This is a genomic window from Pseudomonas sp. SJZ079, from assembly GCF_007993865.1.
In the GTDB taxonomy this organism is placed as follows: Bacteria; Pseudomonadota; Gammaproteobacteria; order Pseudomonadales; family Pseudomonadaceae; genus Aquipseudomonas.
In genome coordinates, this window is record NZ_VIUH01000001.1 from 157,777 (window position 1) to 183,739 (window position 25,963).

The following is a 25,963-nucleotide window of genomic DNA, read 5'->3' on the forward strand; positions in this document are numbered from 1 at the left end:
TTTACCCGCGCCGCTAACAATCAAATGCGCCGCGCGTAACGCTTAAGCATGCTCGGCACGTCGAGAATCAAGGCGATACGCCCATCGCCAGTGATGGTAGCGCCAGACATACCCGGAGTGCCCTGCAGCATCTTGCCCAAGGGTTTGATCACCACTTCTTCTTGACCGACCAGTTGATCGACGACGAAACCAATGCGCTGGCTGCCCACGGTGAGAATCACTACGTGACCCTCGCCCTGCTCTTCATGGGCGGCATTACGCACCAACCAGCGCTTGAGATAGAACAGCGGCAGCGCCTTGTCGCGGACGATCACCACCTCCTGCCCATCGACAACATTGGTACGCGACAGATCGAGGTGGAAGATTTCATTGACGTTGACCAGCGGGAAGGCGAATGCCTGGTTGGCCAGCATCACCATCAGGGTCGGCATGATCGCCAAGGTCAGCGGTACCTTGATGATGATCTTCGAGCCCTGGCCCTTGACCGAGAACACGTTGACCGTGCCGTTGAGCTGGGAAATCTTGGTCTTTACCACGTCCATGCCGACGCCACGGCCGGACACATCGGAAATCTCGGTCTTGGTGGAGAAGCCTGGGGCGAAGATCAGGTTGTAGCACTCGAACTCGTTGAGTCGGTCGGCCGCATCCTTCTCCAGCAAGCCCTTTTCCACGGCCTTGGCACGCAATACATCGGCATCCATGCCTTTGCCGTCATCGGAGATCGACAACAGGATGTGATCGCCTTCCTGCTCCGCCGACAGCACCACCTTGCCGCCGCGCGACTTGCCGCTGGCCTCACGCTCTTCGGGAGTCTCGATGCCGTGGTCGACGGCGTTGCGCACCAAATGCACCAACGGGTCGGCCAACGCTTCGACCAGGTTCTTGTCGAGATCGGTTTCTTCGCCCACCAGTTCCAGGTTGATCTCTTTCTTCAGGCTGCGCGCCAAATCGCGCACCAGACGCGGGAAGCGCCCGAAGACCTTCTTGATCGGCTGCATACGGGTTTTCATCACCGCCGTTTGCAGGTCGGCGGTGACCACATCGAGGTTGGAAACGGCCTTGGACATCGCCTCGTCGCCGCTATTGGAACCCAGACGCACCAGGCGGTTACGCACCAGCACCAGTTCGCCGACCATGTTCATGATCTCGTCCAGGCGGGCGGTATCGACCCTGACCGTGGTTTCCGCCTCACTGGCCGGCGCGGCTTTTTCGGCCACGGCAGCGGCCGCGGCGGGCGCTTTCGCAGGCTCGGCTTTCGCCGCGGGCTTGGCGATAGGTTTGGCCGGCGCCGCGGCTTTGATCGGCGCGGCCACCGCAGGCGTCTTGACCTCGGCCGGCTCGGAGAACTTGCCCTTACCGTGCAATTGATCGAGCAATGACTCGAACTCATCATCGGTAATGTTATCGCCCACGGCAGCACTTGATTCTGCGACTACCGGCTTCGGCTCAGTGGCTGCCGGCGGGGCGAATTGGCCCTTACCGTGCAGTTGGTCGAGCAGCGACTCGAACTCATCGTCGGTAATTTCATCACCGGCGGCGACAGGGGCCACATTGACGGCGGCACTCGCCACGGCAGCGCTCGTTACGACAGGCGCAGCCGCAAATTGGCCCTTGCCATGCAACTGGTCGAGCAGAGACTCGAACTCATCGTCGGTGATTTCGTCACCGGCAGCAGCTGGGGCTGTGGCGACGCTTGCTGGCTCGCCCAAGGCATCGAGCAACTGCTCGAACTCATTATCACTGATGTCAGCAGCCGCAGGCCCTTGGGCCGCAACAGGTGTCTCGGGTGCTGCCGCGACTGCAGCAGGCTGCACCGGCTCATCGTCTCTCGCCGGCTCGGCCAACCGCGCCAAGGCGGTCAGCAGCTCCGGCGTAGCCGGCGTTGGCTTAACACGCTCGCGCACCTCGGCAAACATGCTGTTGACCGCGTCGAGCGCTTCCAGCACCACATCCATCAACTCAGAGTCGACGCGACGCGCGCCCTTGCGCAGGATGTCGAAGACGTTTTCGGCAATGTGGCAGCACTCCACCAGCTCATTGAGCTGGAGGAAGCCGGCGCCACCCTTGACGGTATGGAAACCGCGAAAAATAGCGTTGAGCAAGTTCATATCGTCCGGGCGGCTTTCTAGCTCAACCAACTGCTCGGACAATAGATCGAGAATCTCGCCGGCCTCTACCAGGAAATCCTGAAGGATTTCTTCATCGGCGCCGAAGCTCATAGACGTGCTCCTAAAATCCTAAACTGGATAACAGATCGTCGACGTCATCCTGATTGGATGCGACGTCATCACGCTTATCGGCATGAATCTGTGGACCTTCACCATGGGAAGGCTGTTTTTGTTGTTTTTGTTCGGCACGTAGCACTTCGTGATTGTGTTCAATGCCGGCGAAACGGTCGACCTGGCTGGCCATCAGCACCAGTTTCAGCAGATTGCTCTCCACCTCGGTGACCAATTGCGTGACCCGCTTGATCACCTGGCCGGTCAGGTCCTGATAATCCTGGGCGAGCAAAATATCATTGAGGTGCCCGGACAACTTGCTGCTATCGCGTTCACTACGCGCGAGGAACAACTCGATTCGCTTGGCCAACTCGCGAAAACCCTCTGCGCCCATTTCTCGGCGCATGAAGCTCCCCCAGTCGGCACTCAGACTTTGTGCTTCCTGGCCCAGGTCATTGACCAGCGGGGCACTCTGCTCGACCAGGTCCATGGTGCGGTTGGCTGCATTCTCGGTCATCGTCACCACATAACCCAGACGCTCGGTGGCATCGGTGATTTGCGAGATTTCCGTGGCATGCGGCATGTGCGGATCGAGCTGAAAATTGACGATAGCGTTATGCAACTCACGCGTCAGCTTGCCGACTTCATGGTACAGACCACGGTCGCGCGCCTTGTTGAGTTCATTGATCAGTTCTACCGCTTCGCCAAAGTCGCCTTTTTCGAGGCTATCCACCAATTGGCGAGCATTGATTTTCAGAGTCGACTCGAGGTCACCCTGCTCGGAATCATTGTGTTCCATAGCGCCCTCGCGGCAGACATCAGCCGTTGACTCGTTCGAAGATTTTCTCGATCTTTTCTTTTAGCACTTGCGCGGTGAACGGCTTAACCACATACCCGTTCACCCCGGCCTGCGCAGCTTCGATGATTTGGTCGCGCTTGGCTTCCGCAGTCACCATCAGCACCGGCAGCTGTTTGAGTCGCTCGTCCGCACGTACCGCACGCAACAGATCGATTCCCGTCATGCCCGGCATATTCCAGTCGGTCACCAGGAAATCGAAACTGCCGCTCTGCAGCATCGGCAGCGCCGTGGTGCCATCATCGGCCTCCGCGGTGTTGGTGAACCCCAAATCACGCAGGAGGTTCTTGATGATCCGTCGCATCGTTGAAAAATCATCAACGATGAGGATTTTCATGTTCTTGTCCAAGTCGACCTCCGTACAGTCCCAAACCTACCCAGCACCTGAGTACGCCCTTAATCGTGAAACCGGCTTTATCCGTCTAGCTCCTTCGCCACTCGCTCAGGCGTGCTCGCAAACGCGAGGCACATTGGCTGTGCAACTGACAGATACGCGACTCGCTAACCCCCAACACTTCACCAATTTCCTTGAGATTCAGCTCTTCGTCGTAATACAGCGACAACACCAGACGCTCGCGCTCGGGCAGGTGGGCGATGGCATCGGCCAGCGCCAACTTGAAACGCTCATCTTCAAGGTCACGTGAAGGCTCAAGGTGAGTGCTATTCGCGTCTTCACGCAGCTCGCCATGTTCACCGTCCTGCAACAGGTCGTCGAAACTGAACAAACGGCTGCCCAAAGTGTCGCCAAGAATGCCGTAGTAATCATCAAGACTCAATTGGAGTTCGGCCGCAACCTCCTGATCTTTAGCGTCGCGACCGGTTCTTGCCTCAATTACCCGAATTGCATCGCTGACCATGCGGCTGTTGCGGTGCACCGAACGTGGCGCCCAATCGCCCTTGCGCACTTCATCGAGCATCGATCCGCGAATGCGAATACCGGCGAACGTCTCGAAGCTGGCGCCCTTGCTGGAATCATATTTCTTCGACGCCTCGAGCAGACCGATCATCCCGGCCTGGATCAGGTCATCCACCTGCACGTTAGCCGGCAAACGGGCCAGCAGGTGATAGGCAATGCGTTTGACCAAGGGCGCATAGCGCTCGATCAACTGGTGTTGGGAGTCCTGCGCTTGCGCTTTGCTGTACATCCGAACTCCAGAGGCTGCTGTCATGCCGTGGTATCCGCAACCGGCTGCTGCACCAGGCGTTCGACGAAGAACTCCAGGTGCCCGCGCGGATTGGCCGGTAGCGGCCAGGCATCGACTTTCTGAGCAATCGCTTTAAACGCCAACGAGCACTTCGAACGCGGGTAAGCCTCATAGACCGCCCGCTGCTTCTGCACGGCCTTGCGCACCATCTCGTCATACGGCACGGCGCCGACATATTGCAGCGCGACGTCGAGGAAGCGATCGGTGACTTTGGTCAGCTTGGCGAAGAGGTTGCGACCTTCTTGCGGGCTGTGCGCCATATTCGCCAGCACACGGAAACGGTTCATGCCGTGGTCACGGTTGAGCAACTTGATCAGCGCATAAGCATCGGTGATCGAGGTCGGTTCATCGCACACCACCACCAGCACTTCCTGAGCGGCGCGGACGAAGCTGACCACCGAATCGCCAATACCGGCGGCGGTATCGACAATCAGTACATCAAGGTTGTCGCCGATGTCGCTGAAGGCCTGGATCAGCCCGGCATGCTGCATCGGCGACAGCTGCACCATGCTCTGCGTGCCGGAGGCAGCCGGCACGATACGAATACCGCCAGGACCTTGCAGCACCACATCGCGCAGATCGCACTCGCCGCTTATCACATCGGCCAGTGTGCGCCTGGCGGTCAAGCCGAGCAGTACGTCGACGTTGGCCAAGCCCAGGTCGGCGTCCATCAACATCACTCGCCTACCCAGCTCGGCCAGCGCTAGCGCCAGATTCACCGACACATTGGTCTTGCCGACGCCACCCTTGCCGCCGGTCACCGCAATCACCTGTACGGGATGCATACCCATGTTATCTATACACCTTGTCTAACGTCGACTTGAGCCACATGGCTGATTGTGCCCCACCGGTCCGCCGTGGAGCCAGGCGCTTGCTTAACCGCTGCCGCGGCAGCGCTTAGCCGGCGCGCCGCGCCGGATGTTGGTAGAGATCGGCAAACATCTCTGCCATCGTATCTTCGCTCGGTGTCTCTGCCGCCTGCAGACCCACGGCGCGACTGACCAGTTGATGGCTGCGCGGCACCTGGAGATCATCCGGAATGCGCGGCCCATCCGCCTGATAGGCTACCGGTAGACGCTGACTAATTGCGAGACCTAAAACTTCGCCGAGGCTGGTGGCTTCATCCAGCTTAGTCAGGATGCAACCCGACAAACCGCATACTTTGTAGCTGTGGTAGGCGGCCTTGAGCACCTGGCTCTGGCTGGTCGCCGCCATGACCAGGTAGTTCCTCGACTTGACCCCACGACTGGCCAGGGTCTCCAACTGCATGCGCAGGGCTGGATCGTTGCCCGGTAGACCCGCGGTATCGATCAGGACCACCCGCTTACGCGCCAAGGGTGCCAGGGCCTGGGTCAGCGATTGGCCGGGATCAACCAGGCTCACCGAAACATTGAGGATGCGACCTAGGGTCTTCAGCTGCTCTTGGGCGCCTATGCGATAGCTGTCCAGGCTGACCAGGGCAATCTGTTGAGCGCCGTACTTGAGGACATAACGCGCCGCCAATTTCGCCAGGGTGGTGGTCTTGCCCATGCCGGCCGGACCGACCAAGGCGATCACGCCACCCTCTTCCAGCGGCTCCTGCTTCGGCGTTTGAATCGAGTGGGCCAAATGTGCCAGCAGCATGCGCCAGGCCTGGCGCGGCTCGGCGATAGTGGCCACCCGCTCAAGCAGCGTGCGTGACAGCTCGGCGGGCAAGCCCATGCGCTGCAAGCGACGCCATAGGGTGGCCTGTTCCGGTCGGCGGCTTTGCAGCTGGCCCCAGGCCATCGAGCCCATCTGCATCTCGATCAGTTCGCGCAGACCATGCAACTCGAAACGCATGGCTTCCAAGGCACCCTGATCGGACGCAGCAACAGGCTTGGAGCGCGGTTGATACGCGGTCTCGGGCAGGCTAACAGTCGGTTCCTCCGCTTCGGCGCCAAACAGTTGGCGATCCTTGCCGGCGTCTCCTTGCGCGCGGGTCGCCAGCTCGGCCTGAGCCGAGGCGATACGCGACTGGGTCATGCGCAACTCGGCTTCCAGCTCAGGATTGGCCTGGCGAGACGGCGCAGCGGGAATCTGATAATCCAGTGCAGCAGTCAGTTCGACACCGCCAGCAACCCGACGGTTACCGATGATCGAGGCATCCGCGCCCAGCTCATCGCGGACCAGCTTCATGGCTTGACGCATATCGGCGGCGAAAAAGCGTTTGACCTGCATGGCCTGTAACCTCGGTTAGTTCTGCCCTACCGTCGCGACGATAGTGACCTGCTTGTTGTCCGGGATTTCCTGGTACGCCAGCACGTGAATACTCGGTACTGCCAGCCGTGCGAACCGCGAGAGCATGGCCCGGACTGGACCGGCTACCAGCAGGATCACTGGCTTGCCGAGCATTTCCTGGCGCTGCGCCGCTTCCACCAGGGAACGTTGCAACTTCTCGGCCATACCTGGCTCCAGGAGGATGCCATCCTCGGAGCCTTGACCGGCCTTCTGCAGACTACTGAGCAATATCTGTTCCAACCTTGGTTCAAGGGTGATCACAGGCAGCTCCGGCTCTAGTCCCACAATGCTTTGCACGATTGCCCGGGCCAGCGCGACGCGCACTGCCGCCACCATGGCGGCAGGATCTTGACTCTTTGGCGCCACGTTGGCGATGGCCTCGGCGATGGTCCGCACGTCGCGCACTGGCACCTGCTCCTGCAGCAGCGCCTGCAACACCTTGAGCAACACCGACAAGGACACCAGCCCCGGCACCAGCTCTTCGGCCAGCTTGGGCGAACTCTTGGCCAACAGCTGCATCAACTGCTGCACCTCTTCATGGCCAAGCAGCTCATGGGCATGCTTGTGCAATATCTGATTGAGGTGGGTCGCGACTACCGTACTGGCATCGACCACGGTGTAGCCCAGTGACTGGGCCTGGTCGCGCTGATTCGGATCAATCCACACCGCCTCCAGGCCGAACGCCGGATCCTTGGCGGCGACCCCGTTGAGGGTGCCGAACACCTGCCCCGGATTGATCGCCAGCTCGCGGTCGGGAAAGACTTCGGCCTCGGCCACGCTGACGCCCATCAGGGTCAGCCGGTAGGCATTCGGCTGCAGGTCGAGGTTGTCGCGGATATGCACCGAGGGCATCAGGAAGCCCATTTCCTGGGACAGCTTCTTGCGCACCCCCTTGATCCGCGCGAGCAGCTGCCCACCTTGGTTGCGGTCGACCAGCGGAATCAGACGGTAACCGACCTCCAGGCCGACCATATCCACCGGCGTGACGTCATCCCAGCCGAGCTCCTTGACCTCCTGAGCCCGCTGCGCCGGTAACAGTTCCTGCTGGCGCTGAACCTCCTTGACCTCGTCCTCCTTGACCACGCGTTGCTTGTTGGCAATCCAGTAGGCAGCCCCGGCAGCCACCAGGCCAAGGCTGATAAAGGAAAAGTGCGGCATGCCCGGAACCAGGCCCATGGCGATCATGATTGCCGCCGCCACGGCCAAGGCACGCGGTGAAGCGAACATCTGCCGACTGACCTGGGCGCCCATGTCTTCCGAGCTGGACACCCGGGTGACCATGATCGCCGCCGCGGTTGACAGCAGCAGCGAGGGGATTTGTGCGACCAGACCGTCGCCGATGGTCAACAGGGTGTAGACCTTGCCAGCGTCGGCGAAACTCAGGCTGTGCTGAAAGATACCGATGGCGATGCCGCCAATCAGGTTGATGAACAGAATCAACAGGCCGGCAATCGCATCGCCGCGGACGAACTTGCTGGCACCGTCCATCGAGCCATAGAAGTCGGCCTCCTGAGACACTTCCGAGCGGCGTTTCTTGGCCTCGACTTGGTCGATCAGACCGGCGTTGAGGTCGGCGTCGATGGCCATCTGTTTGCCGGGCATGGCATCCAGGGTAAAGCGCGCGCTGACCTCGGAGATCCGCCCGGCACCCTTGGTGACCACCACGAAGTTGATGATCATCAAAATCGCGAACACCACGATACCGACCACGTAGTTGCCGCCGATCACCACCTCACCGAAGGCCTGAATCACCTGGCCGGCGGCGGCGTGCCCATCATGGCCGTTGAGCAGTACGACACGGGTCGAGGCCACGTTCAATGCCAGACGCAGCAGCGTCGCGGCCAGCAGAATGGTCGGAAAGACCGCGAAATCCAGCGGACGCAGGGCGTAGATACTGACCAACAGCACCACGATCGACAGCGCGATGCTGAAGGTGAACAGCACGTCGAGCAGGAACGGCGGAATCGGCAGCATGACCATGCCGAGCATGACCAGCAGCATCAGCGGTATGCCCAGGTTGCCCTGGCGCAATCCCGACAGGTTGCTGCGTACATTACCGAGCATTTGCGAACGATCTACTGCCACATCCCTACCCCAGCCGATTCAAACTTTTGACGCTTGCTGCGTCTTTGCGCTGAGTTTTGCAAGAAGCTGTCCAACTTTGGCCGCCACCGGCGCAATCGCTCGGCGACCAACAGCGGAAGGGATCGCTCGCTTACGTCAGGCACGCGAAAAAACCGTCTGCGGCACTGGGTGTAGCGCCCGCAATCGAACATGACCGCTGACGCAATGCTCAATGATAAAAACGCTTGGCGCTACTCGTCGCGACGCAGATCCGGCGGAATCGGCAGGTCGGGCAGCGTCGTCGGACGCTTGCCCTTACCGGCCTGGTACTGGCGGATCTGGTAGACATAGGCCAGCACTTGGGCAACAGCGAGGTACAAGCCGGCCGGAATCTCCTGATCCAGCTCCGTCGAGTAGAACACCGCCCGTGCCAGTGCCGGCGACTCCAGCAGCATGACCTGGTGCTCCTGGGCAATTTCACGAATTTTCAATGCGGTGAAATCGCCGCCCTTGGCCAACAGCACCGGCGCACGGCCCTTGCTGGGGTCATACTTCAACGCCACCGCGAAGTGGGTCGGGTTGGTGATCACCACATCGGCCTGCGGCACGGCCTGCATCATCCGCCGCTCGGCCATTTCGCGCTGCAACTGACGAATACGCTGCTTGACCTCGGGCTTGCCCTCGCTGTCCTTGTACTCGTCGCGCACTTCCTGCTTGGTCATCATCAGCTTCTGCTTGTTGTCCCAGAGCTGGAACGGCACATCCACCGCGGCGATCAGGGTCAGGCCACAGGCCATCCACAAGGCACTCCAGCCGACCACCTGGGCGGCATGCAGAATGGCCGACTGCAACGGCTCGTGGGCGATAGCCAACAAATCATCACGCTCGGTAGCCAGCACAACCAAGGCTACCGCCAGAATCACGATAAATTTGCCCAGCGCCTTACCCAATTCGACCAGGGCTTTAGCCGAGAACATGCGTTTGAGGCCTGCCAAGGGATTCATCCGGCTCAACTTCGGCGCCATCGCCTGCGCCGAGAACAGCCAGCCACCCAAGGCAATCGGGCCGACAATCGAGGCGATCAATAAGCTCAAAAACAACGGCAGCAAGGCATCCAGCGCGACGTCACCGGAGGCCAGCAACCACAGGCCCATACTGCGCTCGTCCATGATCACCTCGCGCGACAAGGAGAAATTACCGCGCATGATGTCCAGTAACGCATTGCCCAAACTGCCGCCCGAGGCCAGCAGCCCGCCTGTGCCGGCCAACATCACGGCCAAGGTATTGAGCTCACGGGAGCGCGCGATCTGGCCTTTCTCACGGGACTCACGGAGGCGTTTCTCCGTGGGCTCCTCGCTTTTATCGGCGCCACTTTCCGATTCAGCCATAGTCTGGCCTCAACTCGCCCGCGCCATTTCGCGCAGAAACTGCAGGGCCTCAGTGGCAAACACCTGATACTGCGCGAGGATGTCCGCCATGCTGATCCAGACGATCACCAAGCCCAGCACCAGAGTCAGCGGAAAGCCGATGGAAAAAATATTCAGCTGCGGCGCCGCGCGGGTCATCACCCCGAATGCGATATTGACCACCAACAGCGCGGTGATCGCCGGCAATACCAGAAGCAACCCGGCGCCGAACACCCAGCCCAGTTTGCTGGCCAACTCCCAGTAATGATCGATCTGCAGACCACTGCCCACCGGTAGCGTGACGAAGCTTTCCGCCAGCACCTCGAACACCACCAGATGCCCGTTCATGGCGAGAAACAGCAGGGTCACCAGCATGGTGAAGAACTGCCCAATCACCGCCACTGACACGCCGTTCGCCGGGTCGACCATGGAGGCGAAGCCCAGGCCCATTTGCGTCGCCAGAATCTGCCCGGCGATCACGAACGCATGAAAGAACAGTTGCAGAACAAACCCGAGCATCACCCCCACCAGTATTTCCTGGGCGATCAGCATGAAGGCCGGCAGGCTGAGCGCATCGACCTGCGGCATGGGGGGCAGGTTGGGCACCAACACCAGGCAGATACCCAGGGCGAAGTACAGGCGTATCCGTGTTGGCACCAGTTGCGTGCCAACGATTGGCATCACCATCAGCAGGGCGGCAACCCGAAACATCGGCAGCAGAAAACTGCTGACCCAGCCGCCAATCTGCGCATCACTGAGCTCCAGCATGTCAGCCAATCAGCGCCGGAATGTTCATGATCAGGGTCCGCGAATACTCGATCAGCTCACGAACCAGCCAAGGCCCGCCGACAATCATGGTCAGCAACATCACCAGCAAACGCGGGAGAAAACTCAGGGTCTGTTCGTTGATCTGGGTCGCCGCCTGAAACATCGCCACCAATAGGCCCACCAACAGGCTGGGCATGACCGCCAGGCCGACTATCAGCGCGACCAGCCAGAGCGCCTCACGAAACAGATCAACAACCACCTCAGGAGTCATGTGGGCCTCGTCATAAGGTGCCGAAACTGCTGGCCAGGGTGCCCATGATCAGTGCCCAGCCGTCGATCAGGACGAACAACATGATCTTGAACGGCAGCGAGATGATCAGCGGCGACAACATCATCATGCCCATGGCCATAAGGATGCTGGCCACCACCATGTCGATGATCAGGAATGGAATGAAAATCATGAAGCCGATCTGGAAGGCGGTTTTCAGCTCGGAGGTGACAAACGCCGGTATCAGAATAGTCAGCGGGGCGTCATCCGGGCTGGCGATATCGGTACGCTTGGACAGGCGCACGAACAACTCCAGATCGCTCTCGCGGGTCTGCATCAGCATGAAATTCTTGATCGGCCCCTCGGCCTTGAGGATGGCCTCCTGGGCCGGCAACTGCTCGTTAAGATAAGGCTGCAAAGCCTCGCTGTTAATCTGCTCGAACACCGGCGCCATGATGAACAGGGTGAGGAACAGCGCCAGGCCGACCAGCAGCTGGTTGGACGGCGTCTGTTGCAGGCCCAGCGCCTGACGCAGGATGGAGAACACAATGATGATCCGGGTGAAACTGGTCATCAGCATCAGGAAGGCGGGAATAAAACTCAGCGCCGTCATGATCAGCAGGATCTGCAGGTTGACCGAGTATTCCTGCTGCCCTGCGGCGTCGGTGCTTAAGGTGATCGCCGGAATCGATAACGGGTTTTCCGCTGCGAACGCCAGCGGCGCGAGCAGGGTGAACAGCAGAGCCAACAGCAGGCGCAACGCGCTCATCAAGACTTGTCCTTCTGATCCTTGCCTAGCAGTTCCATCAGGCGCTGGGCGAACTCCGCCGAGGCCGGCTCGCCATCGGGCAAGTGCACCGGCTCGTTCATTACGTGCAAGGGAGTGATACGCCCGGCACTGAGGCCGAGCAGAATCTGCTCGCCGCCCACCTGCACCAGCACCAGGCGATCACGCGGGCCGAGGGCCTGACTGGCCACGATCTTGATTACCTGACCACCACGCGGGCCGATCTGCTGAACCCGGCGCATCAGCCAAGCCAACAGAAAAATCAGACCGATGACCAGCAGCAAGCCGAGCAGCAACTGCACCAGGCTGCCGGCGCTGGTAGTCATGGGGGCAGCCGCTGGGGTCGCCGGCTCGGCGGCCAGGACAGCGAGTGGCAGCATCAGCAGCAGAGCAAGGAATTTAGCCATGGTCTTAGCGCAGCTTCTTGATGCGTTCGCTCGGACTGATCACATCGGTCAGGCGGATGCCAAACTTCTCGTTGACCACCACCACCTCGCCATGGGCGATCAGGGTGCCGTTGACCAGCACGTCCAGCGGCTCGCCGGCCAGACGATCGAGTTCGATCACCGAGCCCTGATTGAGTTGCAACAGGTTACGGATGGTGATGTCGGCATTGCCGACTTCCATGGAGATCGACACCGGGATATCCAGAATCACATCCAGGTTCGGCCCATCCAGGTTGACCGGCAGACTGGCCTTGGGGGCGCTGCCAAATTCTTCCATCGGCGCCCGTGGCGCGGCGGGTGCCGCGGCCGCGCCACCGGCCGCGAGCATGGCATCGATATCGTCCTGATCGGCATCGCCAGCTTCGGTCAACGCCGCAGCCCACTCATCGGCCAGCGCCTGCTCCTCGGGAGAGGTGTTTTCGTTTTCGTCTGCCATCGTCTGTCCTCGGCTGGCTTGTAGGGGTTTGGCGAGCGCTTAGCGCTGGCGCTCGATCGGCTCAAGCACCTGCAACGCCAAGTTACCTTTGTGTGCACCGAGCTTGACCTTGAAGGCCGGTACGCCGCTGGCGCGCAAAATCATGTTGTCGGGCATTTCTACCGGAATCACGTCACCGGGCTGCATATTGAGGATGTCGCGCAGCTTCAGCTGACGGCGAACCACCGTAGCGCCGAGCGGCACACTGACATCGAGAATGTCTTCGCGCAGCGCTTTGACCCAGCGCTCGTCCTGATCGTCGACATCCGATTGGAAACCGGCATCGAGCATCTCGCGGATCGGCTCGATCATCGAATACGGCATGGTGATATGCAGATCGCCACCGCCGCCGTCCAACTCGATGTGGAAAGTCGAGACGACGATCACCTCACTGGGGCTGACGATGTTGGCCAGCGCCGGGTTCACTTCCGAGTTGACGTACTCGAAGTTGATGTCCATGACCGCATGCCAGGCCTCTTTCAGGTCGATAAACGCCTGATCCAGCACCATGCGTACCACGCGCAATTCGGTCGGGGTGAATTCCCGGCCTTCGATCTTGGCGTGCCGGCCATCACCACCGAAGAAGTTATCGACCAGCTTGAATACCAGGCGGGCATCGAGAATGAACAGACCGGTGCCGCGCAACGGCTTCATCTTCACCAGGTTGAGGCTGGTCGGTACGTACAGGGAGTGCACGTACTCGCCAAACTTCATCACCTGCACTCCGCCCACCGCGACATCCGCCGAGCGGCGCAGCAGGTTGAACATGCTGATGCGGGTGTAACGGGCAAAGCGTTCGTTGATCATTTCCAGGGTCGGCATGCGTCCGCGGACGATGCGATCCTGGCTGGTCAGATCATATTGTTTGACGCTACCCGGTTCCGCGGCGTCCTCGGTCTCGACCGCCCCGTCATCGACACCATGCAGCAGCGCATCGATTTCATCCTGGGAAAGCAGGTCTTGCACAGACATGGCGGGCTCCCGGCTACTGCAATACTAAATTGGTGAATAGCACTTGTTCGACGGCCAGTTTGCCCGTCTCTTTCTGCGCCAATTCCTGCACGCTGGCCGTGGCCTGCTGACGCAGCATTTCCTTACCCACCGGAGTGATCAAGGCTTCGAAATCCTGATTGGAGAACAACATCACCAAGCGATTACGCAGGACCGGCATATGCACCTTGAGCGCGTCCAGCGCCGCCTGATCCCGGGTCATCAAGGCAACGCTGACTTGCATATAACGCGGGCGTCCCTTGTAGGTGAAGTTGACCACAAAGGCCGGCATCAGCTCTTCGTAAATCGCCGTATGATTCACCGGCGCACCGCTATCCGCAGCATGTTCTGCGTCGGCTTGCGCCTTGGCTGCATCAGGCGCCGAATCTTTGCCGAGAAAGAACCAGGTTCCACCAATCGACAAGCCCACCGCCAGCAGCAGAGCTACAACGATCAAGATGATCAATTTCATTTTGCCCGCTGGTTTTGCCTCGGCGGCCACTGGGTCTTCCGCTGCTTCTTTCTTAGCCATGCCAATAATCCGTCACTGATCGGAGTTCTATCCGCTTTCAAAGGGTTAGGAGCAAGTGTTATGCCAGTTTGTAATCAACCGACCCACAGGGAATACCTAGTTACCCTGGCTGAGGCTCTCGCGAACCTTAACCAGTCACTGTGAGCAGGACGAAAGCCAGCACTTCCCCCTCGCGACAATCGCCGCATGTCGCATCGTTGGTGCATGGTCAAGCGTGCAGAACGTCCAAGAGGGGCTGCGGATATACCAGTCTCATCAGCCACTGTCACCCTAAAACAAATTCGCCCGACTCCCATGCGGGAGTCGGGCGAGCTGCAGTTTAGATCAGCGGGGCGGTCGACTACAGCGCCAAAAGCACTAAAGCAGCAGGGCTAGGCGTAGTAGTCGACCATTCCGCGGCCGCTGTTCAGCGAATTGCTTCTCAGCTCGACGGGACTCAGCGCAAGTTCGTCATCACCCATCCCCAACGATTCACTGCCGCCCCCGTCACGCCCCCTACCGCCACCGTCCTGACCTTGCCAGCCGCGACTCGACGACTGATCGGAAACATTCACATCAAGCAGGTTCATGCCTTGCTGAGTGAACAGTTCGCGCAAGCGGTGCATCTGCCCTTCCAGCGCCTCGCGCACACCCGCATGGGGGCTGGCGAAGGTGACCTGCGCCTGCTCCTGACTCAGGCTGATACGTACTTCCATACGCCCCAACTCAGCCGGGTCGAGCTGAATCTCTGCGGACTGCAGATTCTGACTGGACAGCCACATCACCCGGTCCACAACGGCCTCACTCCAACCCGCCTGCTGCATCGCTACTGGCTGGCCCGGAATCACCGCCGCCCGTGGTGCCGGCGCGGTTGACTGAGCAACCGCCTGACTCAGCGCACTGAGCTTACTGACGAAATTCTCCGGCCGCGAATCGGCTGCACTTTCCTTGAGGGCTTCCAGGCCTTCAGTCGTCAGCTCAATCAGCGGCACATCGCCCCCGTCACTAGACTCACTCAGTGACTGCTGCGCCCCCATGGAGGCCATTGCGCTGGAAAAACTCTGTACTGGATTGAGCGCTGCCTGCTGCGCCATGACGTCCGGGGCCTTCGCGGCGCCCTGCTCGGCCGTCATGGTCTGAGCCTTGCCACCCAGCTCCAGTGCCATGCGCACTGCCGGCAGCTGATTCAGCGCCTCCAGCTCGGGCTCGACGCTCGCCTCGGTCATGCTCGCCGGCCCTGAGCTGATCAAACTGACCGAGGACAACACCTGCACCTCACCGTCTTCGCCCACAACCGGCTCCGCTATTTCGGCATTGGGCACGGGCTGGCCGGCCATACCCATTAGCAGCAGTTCATCGAGCGCTGGATCCTCCAATGCCGGATCACTCGGCAAAGACTTGCCGCTATCGGCAAGCACCGACTGTTCAGCGGCAGCGACGATCGACGGATTTGCGGACTCTTCAGCGTCTTGCGCCTCGGACGTCGCCTCGCGACTGGGTTTAGCTGGCGCGGCGCTTGCCTGACGCTCCTTGGCATACACCTGAGCAAAGCTGGAAGCCTCACTCTTGCTAGGCTCTGGCGCTTTTGCCGGTGTTTTTCCTGCGGAGTTTTTCGGTTTTATATCGGGCGCTGACTTGAGCAGCACATCGGGGGCAACGGACATGGATACTCTCCGCTCAGGGATGGTTCGTACGGAGAGAATTGCAATAGACGGGCCAGCTCTTAAAAACGTCAGGGTCCAGGCAACTGCTCGCCGCTGATTGCCAGCGAGGCGATCCCTGTCCGCCTGCCCCGCCACCGCTATATGCGATAACGCTGGAGCTCGGTCTTACACAAAATACGCACGATGGCGAACTCACGCTCGATCTGCTCAAGCAGTCCTGGCACAACGCCCAGAATCTGGCGCTGACCGGCCTCTTCCAGTTCCTTGCACAAACCCGCCAACAGCGGCGCCCCCATATTGCTGCAGCTACCCTTGAAGCTATGCGCAGCCAAACGCAGCCCCTGCGCATCCGCCGCCAACTCGGCTCGCCGCAGCAGACGCAGACGCTCTTCGGAGTCCGCCAGAAAGGTATCCAGCAACACCGCATACTCGTCGCCCATGATGTCCTGCAACACAGCCAACACAGCATTGTCGAGATGGATATCGGCCACCCGTTCACCCCCGATCAAAAAGCGCTCAATTATGCCCACCCGACCAGGAAAACTCCACGCTTACCCCTTTGCCATCGGCAGGCCAGGTACAGCGTTCGCTGAGCTGGCGAACCAGGGACAGGCCGCGTCCGCACAGACTGTCGACACCCATCTGTTGCTGCATAATCGCCTGCCCGTCGAAGCCCTGACCACTGTCTTCGATTCGCATGATCAGCCGCCCGCCAGCTGATTCGGGGACGATCTGCAGGTGAAAGCGCACATAACCCTCGCGCAGGTTGGCCAGGCGCTCATGGCGCAGCCGGTAATACTCGGCAAACCCCTCAGCACCCGATTTCAATGCCGAGTCCAAGCCCAGCACGCCATGCTCCAGGGCATTCGAATAGAGCTCAGCGAGGACGCTGAAGAGCCCCCCCGCTTGCGAGCGCAACCCCTGGACCTCGAGCAACAACTGCAGCAGGAACGGCAACGGATTGAAACGCTGCAAGGTCTCGCCGCGAAACTCGAAACTCGCCGACCAGTCCAGCGGGCTGTTCTGCCCACTGTCGGCAAAAACCAAAGGTGGACGGCTCGGGACACCCTCTTCGAACAGGCTGACCTCGACCAAGCTGACGTCGTCATGCAGTTCGCCACGGAAGCGCGTCAGCGCCTGCTGAATCTCCACGAACAAACGTGCCGGCTCCTGATTGTGGGCAAACACTTCGAGCAATCGCGCCTCGCCAAATAGCTCGCCCTGACTGTTGCAGGCCTCCAGCACGCCATCGGACAGCAGAAAAATCCGGTCGCCCATCTCCAGCGGGTAGAACTCGCACTGGTCGTTGAACGCCGAGGGCTCCAGCACACCCAAAGGCAGATGCCGCGACACCAGAGGTATGCGCGTGGCGCTGCCGGCGCGTTGCAGGTAACCATCCGGCAAACCGCCATTCCATACTTCGACTACCCGACGCTGAAAGCTGATATTCAGCAAGGTCGCGCAGCAAAAAACCCCAACCGGCAGGATGCGTTTGAGCTTGGCGTTGATCTCGCGCAAGATTTCCGCCAGGGAGTGCCCCTTGGCAGTCATGCCATAGAACACTTCGGCCGCAGGCATGGCACCGATTGCCGCCGGCAGACCGTGGCCGGTGAAATCGCCGAGTAGCACATGCATGCCGCCTGAGGGATTGAATGCAGCGAGCAGCAAATCGCCGTTGAACACCGCATAAGGCGACTGCAGGTAGCGAATATTGGGGGAGTCAAGGCAACCGGAGTGCGCCACCTTGTCGAATACCGCCTTGGCCACGCGCTGCTCGTTGAGCAAATGTTCATTGTGCTTGGCGATCAGGTCGCGCTGCTGCAGCACCGTATCCTGCAAACGACGCAGACGGTCCATGGCGTTGATCTTGGCTTCGAGGATCACCCGATTGTAGGGTTTGGCGAGAAAGTCGTCGCCACCGGCCTCCAGGCAACGCACCAGTGCCTCACCCTCGGTCAGCGAAGTCAGGAAGATGATCGGCACCAACTCTTCGCCAGCCATCAGCTTGATCCGTCGCGCAGCCTCGAAGCCGTCCATCTGCGGCATCAAGGCATCCATCAAGACCAATTGCGGACGTTCCTGTTCGAACAAGGCGACCGCTTCCAGACCATTACTGGCGGTCAGGGTACGATGACCCTGGCGACTGACAATGGTCGACAGCAGCATGCGATCGGCGGCGTTATCCTCGGCGATCAGCACAGACAGACGCGCAGGCATGGCTGCAGGCTCTGCTTAGGCGATTTTGAACAATTGTTCGAAGTTGGAAATAGCGAGAATCTTACGCACATCCGGATTGCAGTTGAGCAACCGCACTTGGGCGTGATCGCCGCCGGCATGATCGCGCAGTAACAGCAGCATGCCCAAGGCTGAACTGTCGAGATAACTGGTGCCCTTGAGGTCGACGACATAGCGTTCAGGACTACGGTTCACCCGCTCGTAAGCGTCACGAAACTCCTGGTGCGCACCGAAGTCGAAACGTCCCTGAATCACAATGGTCAACTCTTGCCCATCTGCCGAGGGCTGCGAGGTGATGGCCATGAATTACTCCTTATCCTGCAAAAAATCGTCCACGAACCGGTTCGTACGCATCGAGTGCTTCACTGCACTCGCATGATCCACGTACACAGTTCATACCATGAAGATGTAGCACCCCTGCTCGCCAGCGGCAACTGCCAATCAGCCAGAATTGTGTCCGGTCATGCGCTGCGCTAATTCGTCGAGCAGCTTCTGCTCACGTTTATCTTCGACTTTGCGGGCTTCGTCGAGATAGCGTTGTACCAGCTTGCGCAGCCCCTCCAGCCGCGCATGACGCTGCTGCCAGACCGCACGCACCTTATCCAGATTAGCGCGGTGCCAAGCCACTGTCTGGCTTTGCTGGGCAATGGCAATATCCAGCTGTGAGAGAAAACGCTGATAGTTCATCAGCCACTGCCCGGACACGCCTTGGCGCCCCTCACTCAACCACTGTTGTTGGTAGTCGACCAGATAATGCTCCAGCTCGCCCAGCTTGACTTCCTGCTGGTTGAGCAAGCCCTGGCAGTGACCGAGTTGCAGAGCAGCTTCACGTTCAGCCCGTTCGGCCATGCTGATGACCGGCGCGAGCCGTGCGGCGCGACTGTTCGACATGCGTTAGGACACCGGCGCGGCGGCAGGGTTGAAGGTCGCCGCCAGCTGAACACTGCTGTGTTCGAGGTTGACGCTCTCACTCAAGCCCTGCCGTAAATAGTTGACCATCAGCGGCTGGCGGGCGATGGCCAGGTCGGTATCGGCATCGCCCCCCGGCACATAAGCGCCGACGCTGATCAAGTCGCGACTCTGCTGATAGCGCGACCATAACTGCTTGAAACGCTGTGAGTGACGCAGATGCTCCGACGGTACCACTTGCGGCATCACCCGGCTGATCGAGGCTTCGATGTCGATGGCCGGATAGTGCCCCTCCTCGGCCAGACGCCGCGACAGCACGATATGCCCGTCGAGCACCCCGCGCGCCGCATCGGCAATCGGGTCCTGCTGATCATCGCCTTCGGACAGCACCGTATAGAACGCGGTGATCGAGCCGCCCCCGGCTTCTGCATTACCGGCCCGTTCGACCAGCTTGGGCAGCTTGGCGAACACCGATGGCGGATAGCCCTTGGTCGCTGGCGGCTCGCCAATAGCCAGGGCGATTTCCCGTTGGGCCTGGGCGAAACGGGTCAAGGAATCCATCAGCAGCAACACATTCTTGCCCTTGTCGCGAAAATATTCGGCGATGCGCGTGCAGTACATCGCCGCGCGCAGGCGCATCAGTGGCGCATCATCGGCCGGCGATGCAACCACCACCGAACGCTTGAGCCCTTCCTCACCGAGAATCTCGTCGATGAACTCCTTGACCTCACGCCCCCGTTCGCCGATCAACCCGACCACGATGATCTCCGCCTCGGTAAAGCGCGTCATCATGCCGAGCAACACACTCTTACCGACGCCGGTGCCGGCGAACAACCCCAGGCGCTGGCCGCGACCAACCGTGAGCAGGCCATTAATGCTGCGGATGCCGACATCCAGGGGCTCGTTGATCGGGTGGCGCTTGAGCGGGTTGATCACCGGCCCATCCATCGGCACCCAGTCTTCGGCCTTCATCCGCCCCTTGCCATCCAGTGCCTGGCCGGTACCGTCCAGGACCCGCCCGAGCATCGACTTGCCCATGGGCAAGCGCCCGGTATTGGGCAGCGGCACGACCCGCGCGCCCGGCGCGATGCCCGCCAGGCTGCCGACCGGCATCAGGTAGATTTTGCCGTTGGAGAAGCCCATGACCTCGGCCTCGACCTGCACCGGGTGGTAGCCGTCATCGTTAATCACCAGGCAGCGGCTGCCCAGCGCGGCGCGCAGGCCCTCGGCCTCCAGGGTCAGACCGACTACGCGTAGCAGACGGCCTTCGACCACGGGCTGGCTGGGCAGCTGCACCGCGTCGCCATAACCGGCCAGGCGCTTGGCGAAACTGGTGCGTTCAAGGCGCATCGGACAGCGCTTCGGGCGTATCGAGGTCCAGCTGCACATCGGCGGCAAGCGGGTGGACGGCCTGTTCGCGCTGTTGCTCGAACAGCTGATTGAGCGCCTGAGCGAGACGGGTTTCGACACTCGCATCGATCAGGCTGTGCTCGCTCTCGACCCGGCAGCCGCCCGGCAACAGCGCGTCGTCCTCGAGGATGCGCCAGCTCTCTTCGTGGCGTTCGCGTAGCGCCTTGACCAGTTCGAAGTCCTGCGGGTTGAGGTGGATACGCACGTTATCGGCGCCCATGGGTAGCAGCTTCAAAGCTTCGCGCAGAATCTGCCGGAGCTGACTGGAATCACTGCTCAGCTCACGCTGGATCACTTCACGGGTCATGCGGCTGACCAGATTGACCAATGCCACTTCCAGCTCTTGATCCTGCTCGGCGATAGGCTCGAACAGCTGGCTCATCACCTGCTCCAAACCGTTCAGCCGGTCCGCCAGGGCAGCGTCGGCCTCTTGCTTGGCTTTCAGTTGGCCGGCGCGAAAACCGTCCTTCTCGCCGGTGGAGAACCCTTCGTTATAGGCATCCTGACGGATAGCCTCCAGCTCATCCAGGGTCAAGGGCTTGACGTCTTCCGGAGCGATTTCCTCGACTTCGGCCTGTGTCGGCTCGGCCCCGGCTTCGACCGCCGCGACTGCGTCCTCGGCCGTATCACTGCGTTCGTCGAAGCTGGGTAGCGACCAGCGATCGATGACGTTGATGTCCTTGGCGCGAATCAACTCGCTAGGCGCTTCCTTGGGGGCCATCTGCGACTACCTCTGGTTAAACCATCTCTTCGCCGCCCTTGCCGCCCAGGACAATTTCCCCGGCTTCGGCCATGCGGCGGGCGATGGTGAGAATTTCCTTCTGCGCCGTTTCCACGTCGCTGACCCGCACCGGGCCCTTGGCTTCCAGATCATCACGCAGCAGTTCGGCGGCGCGCTTGGACATGTTTTTGAAGACTTTTTCCTTGATCGCCTCGTCCGCGCCCTTGAGCGCCAGTACCAGCACATCGGAGGATACTTCGCGCAGCAGCGCCTGAATGCCACGGTCGTCGACATCGGCGAGGTTGTCGAAGACAAACATCAGGTCTTCGATCTGCGAGGACAGGTCTTCGTCGACTTCGCGGATCGAATCCATCAACTGTCCCTCGGTCGAACTGTCGAGGAAGTTCATGATGTCGGCGGCCCGCTTGATCCCGCCCAGACTGGCGCGGGTGGTGTTGGAGCTGCCGGAGAATTGCTTCTCGAGAATCAGGTTGAGTTCCTTGAGCGCCGCCGGCTGTACGGTGTTCAGCGACGACACGCGCAAGACGATATCCAGACGAACCTTATGGTCGAACTGCGCGAGCACTTCGCCCGCTTGATCGGGATCGAGGTAGGCCACCACGATAGCTTGAATCTGCGGGTGTTCATGGCGGATCACATCGGCCACAGCGCGCGGCTCCATCCACTTTAGGCTGTCCAGGCCGCTGGTACTGCCGCCGAGCAGGATGCGGTCGATCAGGTTGCCGGCCTTATCTTCGCCAAGTGCCTGGGTCAGCATCTTGCGAATATAGCCATCGGCCCCCACGCCCACGCTGGTCTGATCGCCGACGATATCGACGAATTCGCCCATCACCACCTCGACCTGCTCGCGGTGCACGTTGCGCATACCGGCCATGGCCACGCCAACCCGCTGCACTTCCTTGGGGCCGAGGTGACGCAGCACCTGCGCGGCATCGGTCTCGCCAAGCGAGAGCAGGAGAATGGCGGCCTTGTCGACCTTACTCAGCTTGGCTGGGGTGCGATTTTCACTCATCGTCGTTGATCCACTCTTTCACAACCTGAGCCACGCGGCCCGGGTCTTCCGCCACCAGGCTCTTGATAGCGTTCAGCTGCGCATCATACCCCTCAGTCGGGCTGGGCAGGAGGATGCTTTGCGGGCCACCGAGGCTGACCCGATCGGCCGACAACTCGCCGTCCAGCCCGCCCATCTCGCCCAGCTCGACGTCACCACCGCGACCGCCGCGCGTCAGCTCCCGGCCTTTGCCAGCGCTGGTGATGTTATTCAGCACCGGACGCAGCACACCGAACACCAACACCAGGATGAACAGCACACCGAGCACTTGCTTGACGATGTCCCAGAACCAAGGCTGGGTATAGAACGGAATCTCGATGACTTCTTCACCCTGTTCGATGGAGAACGGCGTATTGATCACGCTGACGCTGTCGCCACGACTGGCGTCGAAGCCCACCGAATCCTGCACCAGGCGAGTAAAGCGGGCCAATTCATCGCTGCTCCAGGGCACCCGGCTGCTTTCACCGGTGGCCGGATCGAGCTTGAGCTGATCGTCGATCACCACCGCCACCGACAAACGCCGCAAGCGCCCCTGCTGCTGCTTGGTATGGCTGATCGAGCGATCCAGCTCAAAGTTGCGCGTGGCTTGCTCACGCTTGTCTGCCGGGAACGGCGCCAACATCGGCTGGCCGGTCGTAGGGTCCATGACCTGCTGACCATTGACGTCGACCAACGGCTGGCCGGGCGCGATCGCCCCCGCTGCCGCGCCCGCAGCGCCGGCTTGTTGCGGCGCTGTCGCCGGGCCGGGCGGCTGATTGCTGAGGGCGCCCGGCACGCCTTGCGGCGGCAGGCTGCTGCTGCGCTGCTCGTTGACCTGTTGCTCGCTGCGTAGCGCCGGCTGGTCCGGGTTGAACATTTCCGAGGTGGATTCCACCGCACTGAAATCCACATCCGCCGAGACTTCGGCCTTGTAACGGCCCGAGCCCAGCACCGGCTGCAGAATATTGTGCACGCGCTGGGTGAACAGGCTTTCCAGGCGACGGCTGTAATCGAACTGCTTGCCAGCCATGCTCAGCGCGGACATTTCCTGCTGGTCGGACAACAGGTTGCCTTTCTGGTCAACCACGGTGACTTGGCCCTTCTCCAACTCAGGCACGCTGGTGGCAACCAGGTTGACGATGGCCATCACCTGACTCGGCTCCAGGTTGCGCCCCGAATACAACTCAACCAGCACCGAAGCGCTGGGCTTGCGCTCGTCGCGCACGAACACCGAGCCCTTCGGAATGGCCAGGTGCACCCGCGCGGCTTTGATATTGTTGAGACTTGAGACGGTGCGTGCCAGCTCCCCTTCCAGACCCCGACGGTAGCGGGTGGCCTCCATGAACTGGCTGGTACCCAGCCCCTGGTCCTGATCGAGAATCTCGAAGCCGATATTACTGTCGCTTGGCGCCACCCCGGCAGCCGCCAGGCGCATACGCGCACGCGCCATGTCCTCGGCCTTGACCAGCAAGGCCCCCGAGTTGGGCTCGACGGTGTAGTCGATGTCCGCAGTCGCCAGGGTTTCCATGACCTGAGAGGCATCCATCCCGTTAAGGCTGCCGTACAGCGGACGATAATCCGGCTGCTGCGACCAGAGCACCACGGCGAAACCGATCGCCACGCTGGCCGCCAGGCCCACCAGCAGGCCAATCTGCCGCAACATGGACATATCGGAGAGATTTTCTAGAAACGCCAGACCGAGCAGTGGCTTCTTCGAGTCAGCACCACCGGTGGTGGCCAGCGCGTTTGCAGCAGCGGCTTCAGCCATGATTCAGACCTACCCTTAAACCGGCATCTGCATGATGTCTTGATACGCCTGGACCAGCTTGTTGCGCACCTGCGTCATGGCCTGGAACGACACGCTGGCCTTCTGCGAGGCGATCATCACATCGCTGAGGTCGACGCCGCTCTGGCCCATTTCAAAAGCTGTCGCCAGTTGGTTGGAAGCCTGCTGGGTTTCGTTGACCTTGTTCACCGCCTGCCCGAGCATCTCCGAGAAGTTCGGCGCGCCGGGCTCCGGCGTGCTGGCGACGGGCTTCTGCCGCGCCATGGCCTCGGCTTGCATGGAACGCATTTCCAACATCAAGCGATTGAATTGAACACCCTGGCTCATGATCTTCCTCCACTGGCCGCAGTATTTTTGACACTTCGCGGCGCTGTGCAGATGTATTTGCAACAAGGGTGCCAGTTAGCCGTTACGGCACAGGGAAAACGCTGGCGGCAGAAAGCAAAAAAGCCCGAGCGGCTAACCCAGCCGACTCGAGCGATGCACCCCAACCCGCAGCTCAACGCGAAAAGCGCCGAACCGCGCCGTTCAGCTGGCGTACAGATAGGCCTCCACATCCAGACCGGCATCGCGCATCTGCGCCAGCTTGTAACGCAGGGTGCGCGGGCTGATGCCCAAGCGCTCGGCGGCCTCCTTGCGCCGGCCGCGCTCAGCACGCAGGGTGTCGATAATCACCTGAAATTCGCGACGGCGCAGATCATCTCCCAGGACCCCCGCCTCGGCCTGCGGCAGCTCGTCCGCCGCCGGGGCAGCGCTCGCCAGCGCTAGCAACTTCGGCGCTGCAACGGGGGCAAAGCCAATGGGCGCGGTCAGACACAGATCCTGCGGCTGGATCAAGCCGCCCTGCTGCAAGATCAACGCGCGCTGAATGGCATTGTCCAGCTCACGCACGTTACCCGGCCAGGCATGACTGACCAGGCTGGCCTGAGCCCGTGCAGACAGACGAATAGGCGGGTGATTCATTTTTTTGACGTGTTTGGCCAGCAGTCGCTCGGCCAGCGGCAGAATATCCGCCGGACGCTCCCGCAGTGGTCGCCACGCCAGCGGAAAGACCGACAACCGATAGTAGAGGTCTTCGCGAAAGCGCCCCGCCGCGACTTCGCCGGCCAGGTCGCGGTTACTGGTGGCCAGTACGCGGATATCCAGGGCGATCGGCTTGCGCGCCCCCACTCGCTCCACTTCGCGCTCCTGCAACACGCGCAGCAGCTTGGCTTGCAAGCCCTGCGGCATCTCGGAAATTTCATCGAGCAGAATGGTGCCGCCCTCGGCCAACTCGAATTTGCCCGGCGCACTGGCGATGGCGCCGGTAAAAGCCCCCTTCTCATGACCGAACAGGGTGGCCTCGAGCATGTTGTCGGGAATCGCCGCGCAGTTGATGGCGATAAACGGCTTAGCCGCACGCGGCGACTGTTGATGAATGTAGCGCGCCAGGACTTCTTTACCGGTGCCGGACTCGCCGGTGATCAGCACCGTAGAGTCACTCTGCGCCACCCGCGCGGCCAGCTCCAATAATTGCAGGCTGGCCGGCTCCAACGCCACCGGACCGTCCTGCTCAGCGACAGGCAAACGCCCGAGCGCATGACGCTCGACCAAGGCCAACAAGGCTTTCGGTTCGAACGGCTTGACCAGATAGTCCGCAGCGCCCTGGCGCATCGCATCCACCGCGCGCTCGACCGCGCCGTAGGCGGTCATCAACAACACCGGAAGCTGCGGCTGGCGCTGACGAATCAGCGTCAGCAGTTGATGCCCATCCATGCCCGGCATGTTGACGTCGCTCACCACCAGGCCGAAAGGTTCTTGCCCCAAGGCCAACAACGCAGTCTCGGCACAGTCCACCGCACGATAGTCATGCCCACCCAACGCCAGGGTATCGGCCAGGGCTTCGCGCAAGGCACGGTCATCTTCGACCAGCAGGACTTTGGCAGCCATGGGC

General features: G+C 60.9%; 26 protein-coding genes. All 26 read right to left on the minus strand.

Translation table 11 applies throughout. From position 1 onward, the window contains the following. Positions 1 to 20 precede the first annotated feature (20 nt). Entirely contained in the window at positions 21 to 2,219 is a 2,199-nt protein-coding gene (locus tag FBY03_RS00655) for a chemotaxis protein CheA (RefSeq protein ID WP_147170275.1), read from the minus strand. A gap of 10 nt (positions 2,220 to 2,229) precedes the next feature. Further along, a complete protein-coding gene (locus tag FBY03_RS00660; protein WP_147170276.1) occupies positions 2,230 to 3,018 on the minus strand; it encodes a protein phosphatase CheZ in 789 nt (262 codons plus the stop codon). 19 nt (positions 3,019 to 3,037) lie between these two features. Continuing rightward, positions 3,038 to 3,412, minus strand: a complete 375-nt coding sequence (locus FBY03_RS00665; protein ID WP_177345177.1) for a chemotaxis response regulator CheY — start codon at positions 3,410 to 3,412, stop codon at positions 3,038 to 3,040. 85 nt (positions 3,413 to 3,497) lie between these two features. Then, the gene (fliA, locus tag FBY03_RS00670; protein ID WP_178090517.1) at positions 3,498 to 4,244 is read right to left on the minus strand and encodes an RNA polymerase sigma factor FliA; all 747 of its coding nucleotides are present in this window, start codon (positions 4,242 to 4,244) and stop codon (positions 3,498 to 3,500) included. Continuing rightward, positions 4,241 to 5,080 carry a flagellar synthesis regulator FleN gene (fleN, locus tag FBY03_RS00675; protein ID WP_178090533.1) on the minus strand — a complete coding sequence of 280 codons (840 nt, stop codon included), beginning with the start codon at positions 5,078 to 5,080 and terminating at the stop codon, positions 4,241 to 4,243. The genes fliA and fleN overlap by 4 nt, the downstream gene beginning before the upstream one ends. A 97-nt stretch (positions 5,081 to 5,177) precedes the next feature. Further along, the gene (gene flhF, locus FBY03_RS00680) at positions 5,178 to 6,479 is read right to left on the minus strand and encodes a flagellar biosynthesis protein FlhF (RefSeq protein ID WP_147170278.1); all 1,302 of its coding nucleotides are present in this window, start codon (positions 6,477 to 6,479) and stop codon (positions 5,178 to 5,180) included. 15 nt (positions 6,480 to 6,494) lie between these two features. After that, entirely contained in the window at positions 6,495 to 8,603 is a 2,109-nt protein-coding gene (gene flhA / locus FBY03_RS00685) for a flagellar biosynthesis protein FlhA (RefSeq protein ID WP_147170564.1), read from the minus strand. Between the two features lie 251 nt (positions 8,604 to 8,854). Next, positions 8,855 to 9,991, minus strand: coding sequence for a flagellar biosynthesis protein FlhB (gene flhB / locus FBY03_RS00690; RefSeq protein ID WP_147170279.1), 1,137 nt, complete (start codon positions 9,989 to 9,991; stop codon positions 8,855 to 8,857). Between the two features lie 9 nt (positions 9,992 to 10,000). Then, positions 10,001 to 10,777, minus strand: coding sequence for a flagellar biosynthetic protein FliR (fliR, locus tag FBY03_RS00695; RefSeq protein ID WP_147170280.1), 777 nt, complete (start codon positions 10,775 to 10,777; stop codon positions 10,001 to 10,003). 1 nt (position 10,778) lies between these two features. Beyond that, positions 10,779 to 11,048: a flagellar biosynthesis protein FliQ gene (gene fliQ / locus FBY03_RS00700; protein ID WP_147170281.1), complete on the minus strand. Its 270-nt coding sequence runs from the start codon at positions 11,046 to 11,048 to the stop codon at positions 10,779 to 10,781. Between the two features lie 10 nt (positions 11,049 to 11,058). Then, the gene (fliP, locus tag FBY03_RS00705) at positions 11,059 to 11,814 is read right to left on the minus strand and encodes a flagellar type III secretion system pore protein FliP (RefSeq protein ID WP_147170282.1); all 756 of its coding nucleotides are present in this window, start codon (positions 11,812 to 11,814) and stop codon (positions 11,059 to 11,061) included. Further along, the gene (gene fliO, locus FBY03_RS00710) at positions 11,814 to 12,239 is read right to left on the minus strand and encodes a flagellar biosynthetic protein FliO (RefSeq protein WP_147170283.1); all 426 of its coding nucleotides are present in this window, start codon (positions 12,237 to 12,239) and stop codon (positions 11,814 to 11,816) included. The genes fliP and fliO overlap by 1 nt, the downstream gene beginning before the upstream one ends. A gap of 4 nt (positions 12,240 to 12,243) precedes the next feature. Then, positions 12,244 to 12,714 carry a flagellar motor switch protein FliN gene (gene fliN / locus FBY03_RS00715; RefSeq protein ID WP_147170284.1) on the minus strand — a complete coding sequence of 157 codons (471 nt, stop codon included), beginning with the start codon at positions 12,712 to 12,714 and terminating at the stop codon, positions 12,244 to 12,246. Between the two features lie 39 nt (positions 12,715 to 12,753). Beyond that, positions 12,754 to 13,725, minus strand: coding sequence for a flagellar motor switch protein FliM (gene fliM / locus FBY03_RS00720; protein ID WP_147170285.1), 972 nt, complete (start codon positions 13,723 to 13,725; stop codon positions 12,754 to 12,756). Between the two features lie 13 nt (positions 13,726 to 13,738). Next, positions 13,739 to 14,275, minus strand: a complete 537-nt coding sequence (fliL, locus tag FBY03_RS00725; RefSeq protein ID WP_147170286.1) for a flagellar basal body-associated protein FliL — start codon at positions 14,273 to 14,275, stop codon at positions 13,739 to 13,741. Positions 14,276 to 14,646: 371 nt separating this feature from the next. Further along, complete coding sequence (locus tag FBY03_RS00730) at positions 14,647 to 15,918, minus strand: flagellar hook-length control protein FliK (protein WP_147170287.1); 1,272 nt, start codon at positions 15,916 to 15,918, stop codon at positions 14,647 to 14,649. 137 nt (positions 15,919 to 16,055) lie between these two features. After that, positions 16,056 to 16,409 (minus strand): Hpt domain-containing protein, encoded by a 354-nt coding sequence (locus FBY03_RS00735; protein WP_147170565.1) that lies wholly within the window; start codon positions 16,407 to 16,409, stop codon positions 16,056 to 16,058. A 25-nt stretch (positions 16,410 to 16,434) separates the two neighbouring features. Further along, positions 16,435 to 18,135 carry a fused response regulator/phosphatase gene (locus FBY03_RS00740; protein ID WP_147170288.1) on the minus strand — a complete coding sequence of 567 codons (1,701 nt, stop codon included), beginning with the start codon at positions 18,133 to 18,135 and terminating at the stop codon, positions 16,435 to 16,437. A 15-nt stretch (positions 18,136 to 18,150) separates the two neighbouring features. Further along, positions 18,151 to 18,456 carry an STAS domain-containing protein gene (locus tag FBY03_RS00745; protein ID WP_147170289.1) on the minus strand — a complete coding sequence of 102 codons (306 nt, stop codon included), beginning with the start codon at positions 18,454 to 18,456 and terminating at the stop codon, positions 18,151 to 18,153. Between the two features lie 138 nt (positions 18,457 to 18,594). Beyond that, positions 18,595 to 19,044, minus strand: a complete 450-nt coding sequence (gene fliJ, locus FBY03_RS00750; RefSeq protein ID WP_147170290.1) for a flagellar export protein FliJ — start codon at positions 19,042 to 19,044, stop codon at positions 18,595 to 18,597. A 3-nt stretch (positions 19,045 to 19,047) separates the two neighbouring features. Further along, positions 19,048 to 20,412: a flagellar protein export ATPase FliI gene (gene fliI, locus FBY03_RS00755; RefSeq protein WP_147170291.1), complete on the minus strand. Its 1,365-nt coding sequence runs from the start codon at positions 20,410 to 20,412 to the stop codon at positions 19,048 to 19,050. After that, complete coding sequence (gene fliH / locus FBY03_RS00760) at positions 20,402 to 21,193, minus strand: flagellar assembly protein FliH (RefSeq protein WP_147170292.1); 792 nt, start codon at positions 21,191 to 21,193, stop codon at positions 20,402 to 20,404. The genes fliI and fliH overlap by 11 nt, the downstream gene beginning before the upstream one ends. 16 nt (positions 21,194 to 21,209) lie before the next feature. After that, on the minus strand, positions 21,210 to 22,226 hold the full coding sequence (gene fliG, locus FBY03_RS00765) for a flagellar motor switch protein FliG (RefSeq protein WP_025165450.1): 1,017 nt from the start codon (positions 22,224 to 22,226) through the stop codon (positions 21,210 to 21,212). After that, positions 22,219 to 24,012, minus strand: coding sequence for a flagellar basal-body MS-ring/collar protein FliF (gene fliF, locus FBY03_RS00770; RefSeq protein ID WP_147170293.1), 1,794 nt, complete (start codon positions 24,010 to 24,012; stop codon positions 22,219 to 22,221). Before fliF ends, fliG begins: the two co-directional genes overlap by 8 nt. Positions 24,013 to 24,027: 15 nt before the next feature. Continuing rightward, positions 24,028 to 24,357 (minus strand): flagellar hook-basal body complex protein FliE, encoded by a 330-nt coding sequence (gene fliE / locus FBY03_RS00775; RefSeq protein ID WP_147170294.1) that lies wholly within the window; start codon positions 24,355 to 24,357, stop codon positions 24,028 to 24,030. A 201-nt stretch (positions 24,358 to 24,558) separates the two neighbouring features. Next, a complete protein-coding gene (fleR, locus tag FBY03_RS00780; protein WP_147170295.1) occupies positions 24,559 to 25,959 on the minus strand; it encodes a sigma-54-dependent response regulator transcription factor FleR in 1,401 nt (466 codons plus the stop codon). Positions 25,960 to 25,963: the final 4 nt, after the last annotated feature.

Bases quoted from the DNA above. Each gene is read 5' to 3' on its own strand.
- FBY03_RS00655 (WP_147170275.1), bottom strand. From the start codon at position 2,219: ATGAGCTTCGGCGCCGATGAAGAAATCCTTCAGGATTTCCTGGTAGAG.
- FBY03_RS00660 (WP_147170276.1), bottom strand. From the start codon at position 3,018: ATGGAACACAATGATTCCGAGCAGGGTGACCTCGAGTCGACTCTGAAA.
- FBY03_RS00665 (WP_177345177.1), bottom strand. From the start codon at position 3,412: ATGAAAATCCTCATCGTTGATGATTTTTCAACGATGCGACGGATCATC.
- fliA (WP_178090517.1), bottom strand. From the start codon at position 4,244: ATGACAGCAGCCTCTGGAGTTCGGATGTACAGCAAAGCGCAAGCGCAG.
- flhF (WP_147170278.1), bottom strand. From the start codon at position 6,479: ATGCAGGTCAAACGCTTTTTCGCCGCCGATATGCGTCAAGCCATGAAG.
- flhA (WP_147170564.1), bottom strand. From the start codon at position 8,603: ATGCTCGGTAATGTACGCAGCAACCTGTCGGGATTGCGCCAGGGCAAC.
- flhB (WP_147170279.1), bottom strand. From the start codon at position 9,991: ATGGCTGAATCGGAAAGTGGCGCCGATAAAAGCGAGGAGCCCACGGAG.
- fliR (WP_147170280.1), bottom strand. From the start codon at position 10,777: ATGCTGGAGCTCAGTGATGCGCAGATTGGCGGCTGGGTCAGCAGTTTT.
- fliQ (WP_147170281.1), bottom strand. From the start codon at position 11,048: ATGACTCCTGAGGTGGTTGTTGATCTGTTTCGTGAGGCGCTCTGGCTG.
- fliP (WP_147170282.1), bottom strand. From the start codon at position 11,814: ATGAGCGCGTTGCGCCTGCTGTTGGCTCTGCTGTTCACCCTGCTCGCG.
- fliO (WP_147170283.1), bottom strand. From the start codon at position 12,239: ATGGCTAAATTCCTTGCTCTGCTGCTGATGCTGCCACTCGCTGTCCTG.
- fliN (WP_147170284.1), bottom strand. From the start codon at position 12,714: ATGGCAGACGAAAACGAAAACACCTCTCCCGAGGAGCAGGCGCTGGCC.
- fliM (WP_147170285.1), bottom strand. From the start codon at position 13,725: ATGTCTGTGCAAGACCTGCTTTCCCAGGATGAAATCGATGCGCTGCTG.
- fliL (WP_147170286.1), bottom strand. From the start codon at position 14,275: ATGGCTAAGAAAGAAGCAGCGGAAGACCCAGTGGCCGCCGAGGCAAAA.
- FBY03_RS00730 (WP_147170287.1), bottom strand. From the start codon at position 15,918: ATGTCCGTTGCCCCCGATGTGCTGCTCAAGTCAGCGCCCGATATAAAA.
- FBY03_RS00740 (WP_147170288.1), bottom strand. From the start codon at position 18,135: ATGCCTGCGCGTCTGTCTGTGCTGATCGCCGAGGATAACGCCGCCGAT.
- FBY03_RS00745 (WP_147170289.1), bottom strand. From the start codon at position 18,456: ATGGCCATCACCTCGCAGCCCTCGGCAGATGGGCAAGAGTTGACCATT.
- fliJ (WP_147170290.1), bottom strand. From the start codon at position 19,044: ATGTCGAACAGTCGCGCCGCACGGCTCGCGCCGGTCATCAGCATGGCC.
- fliI (WP_147170291.1), bottom strand. From the start codon at position 20,412: ATGCGCCTTGAACGCACCAGTTTCGCCAAGCGCCTGGCCGGTTATGGC.
- fliH (WP_147170292.1), bottom strand. From the start codon at position 21,193: ATGGCCCCCAAGGAAGCGCCTAGCGAGTTGATTCGCGCCAAGGACATC.
- fliG (WP_025165450.1), bottom strand. From the start codon at position 22,226: ATGAGTGAAAATCGCACCCCAGCCAAGCTGAGTAAGGTCGACAAGGCC.
- fliF (WP_147170293.1), bottom strand. From the start codon at position 24,012: ATGGCTGAAGCCGCTGCTGCAAACGCGCTGGCCACCACCGGTGGTGCT.
- fliE (WP_147170294.1), bottom strand. From the start codon at position 24,357: ATGAGCCAGGGTGTTCAATTCAATCGCTTGATGTTGGAAATGCGTTCC.
- fleR (WP_147170295.1), bottom strand. From the start codon at position 25,959: ATGGCTGCCAAAGTCCTGCTGGTCGAAGATGACCGTGCCTTGCGCGAA.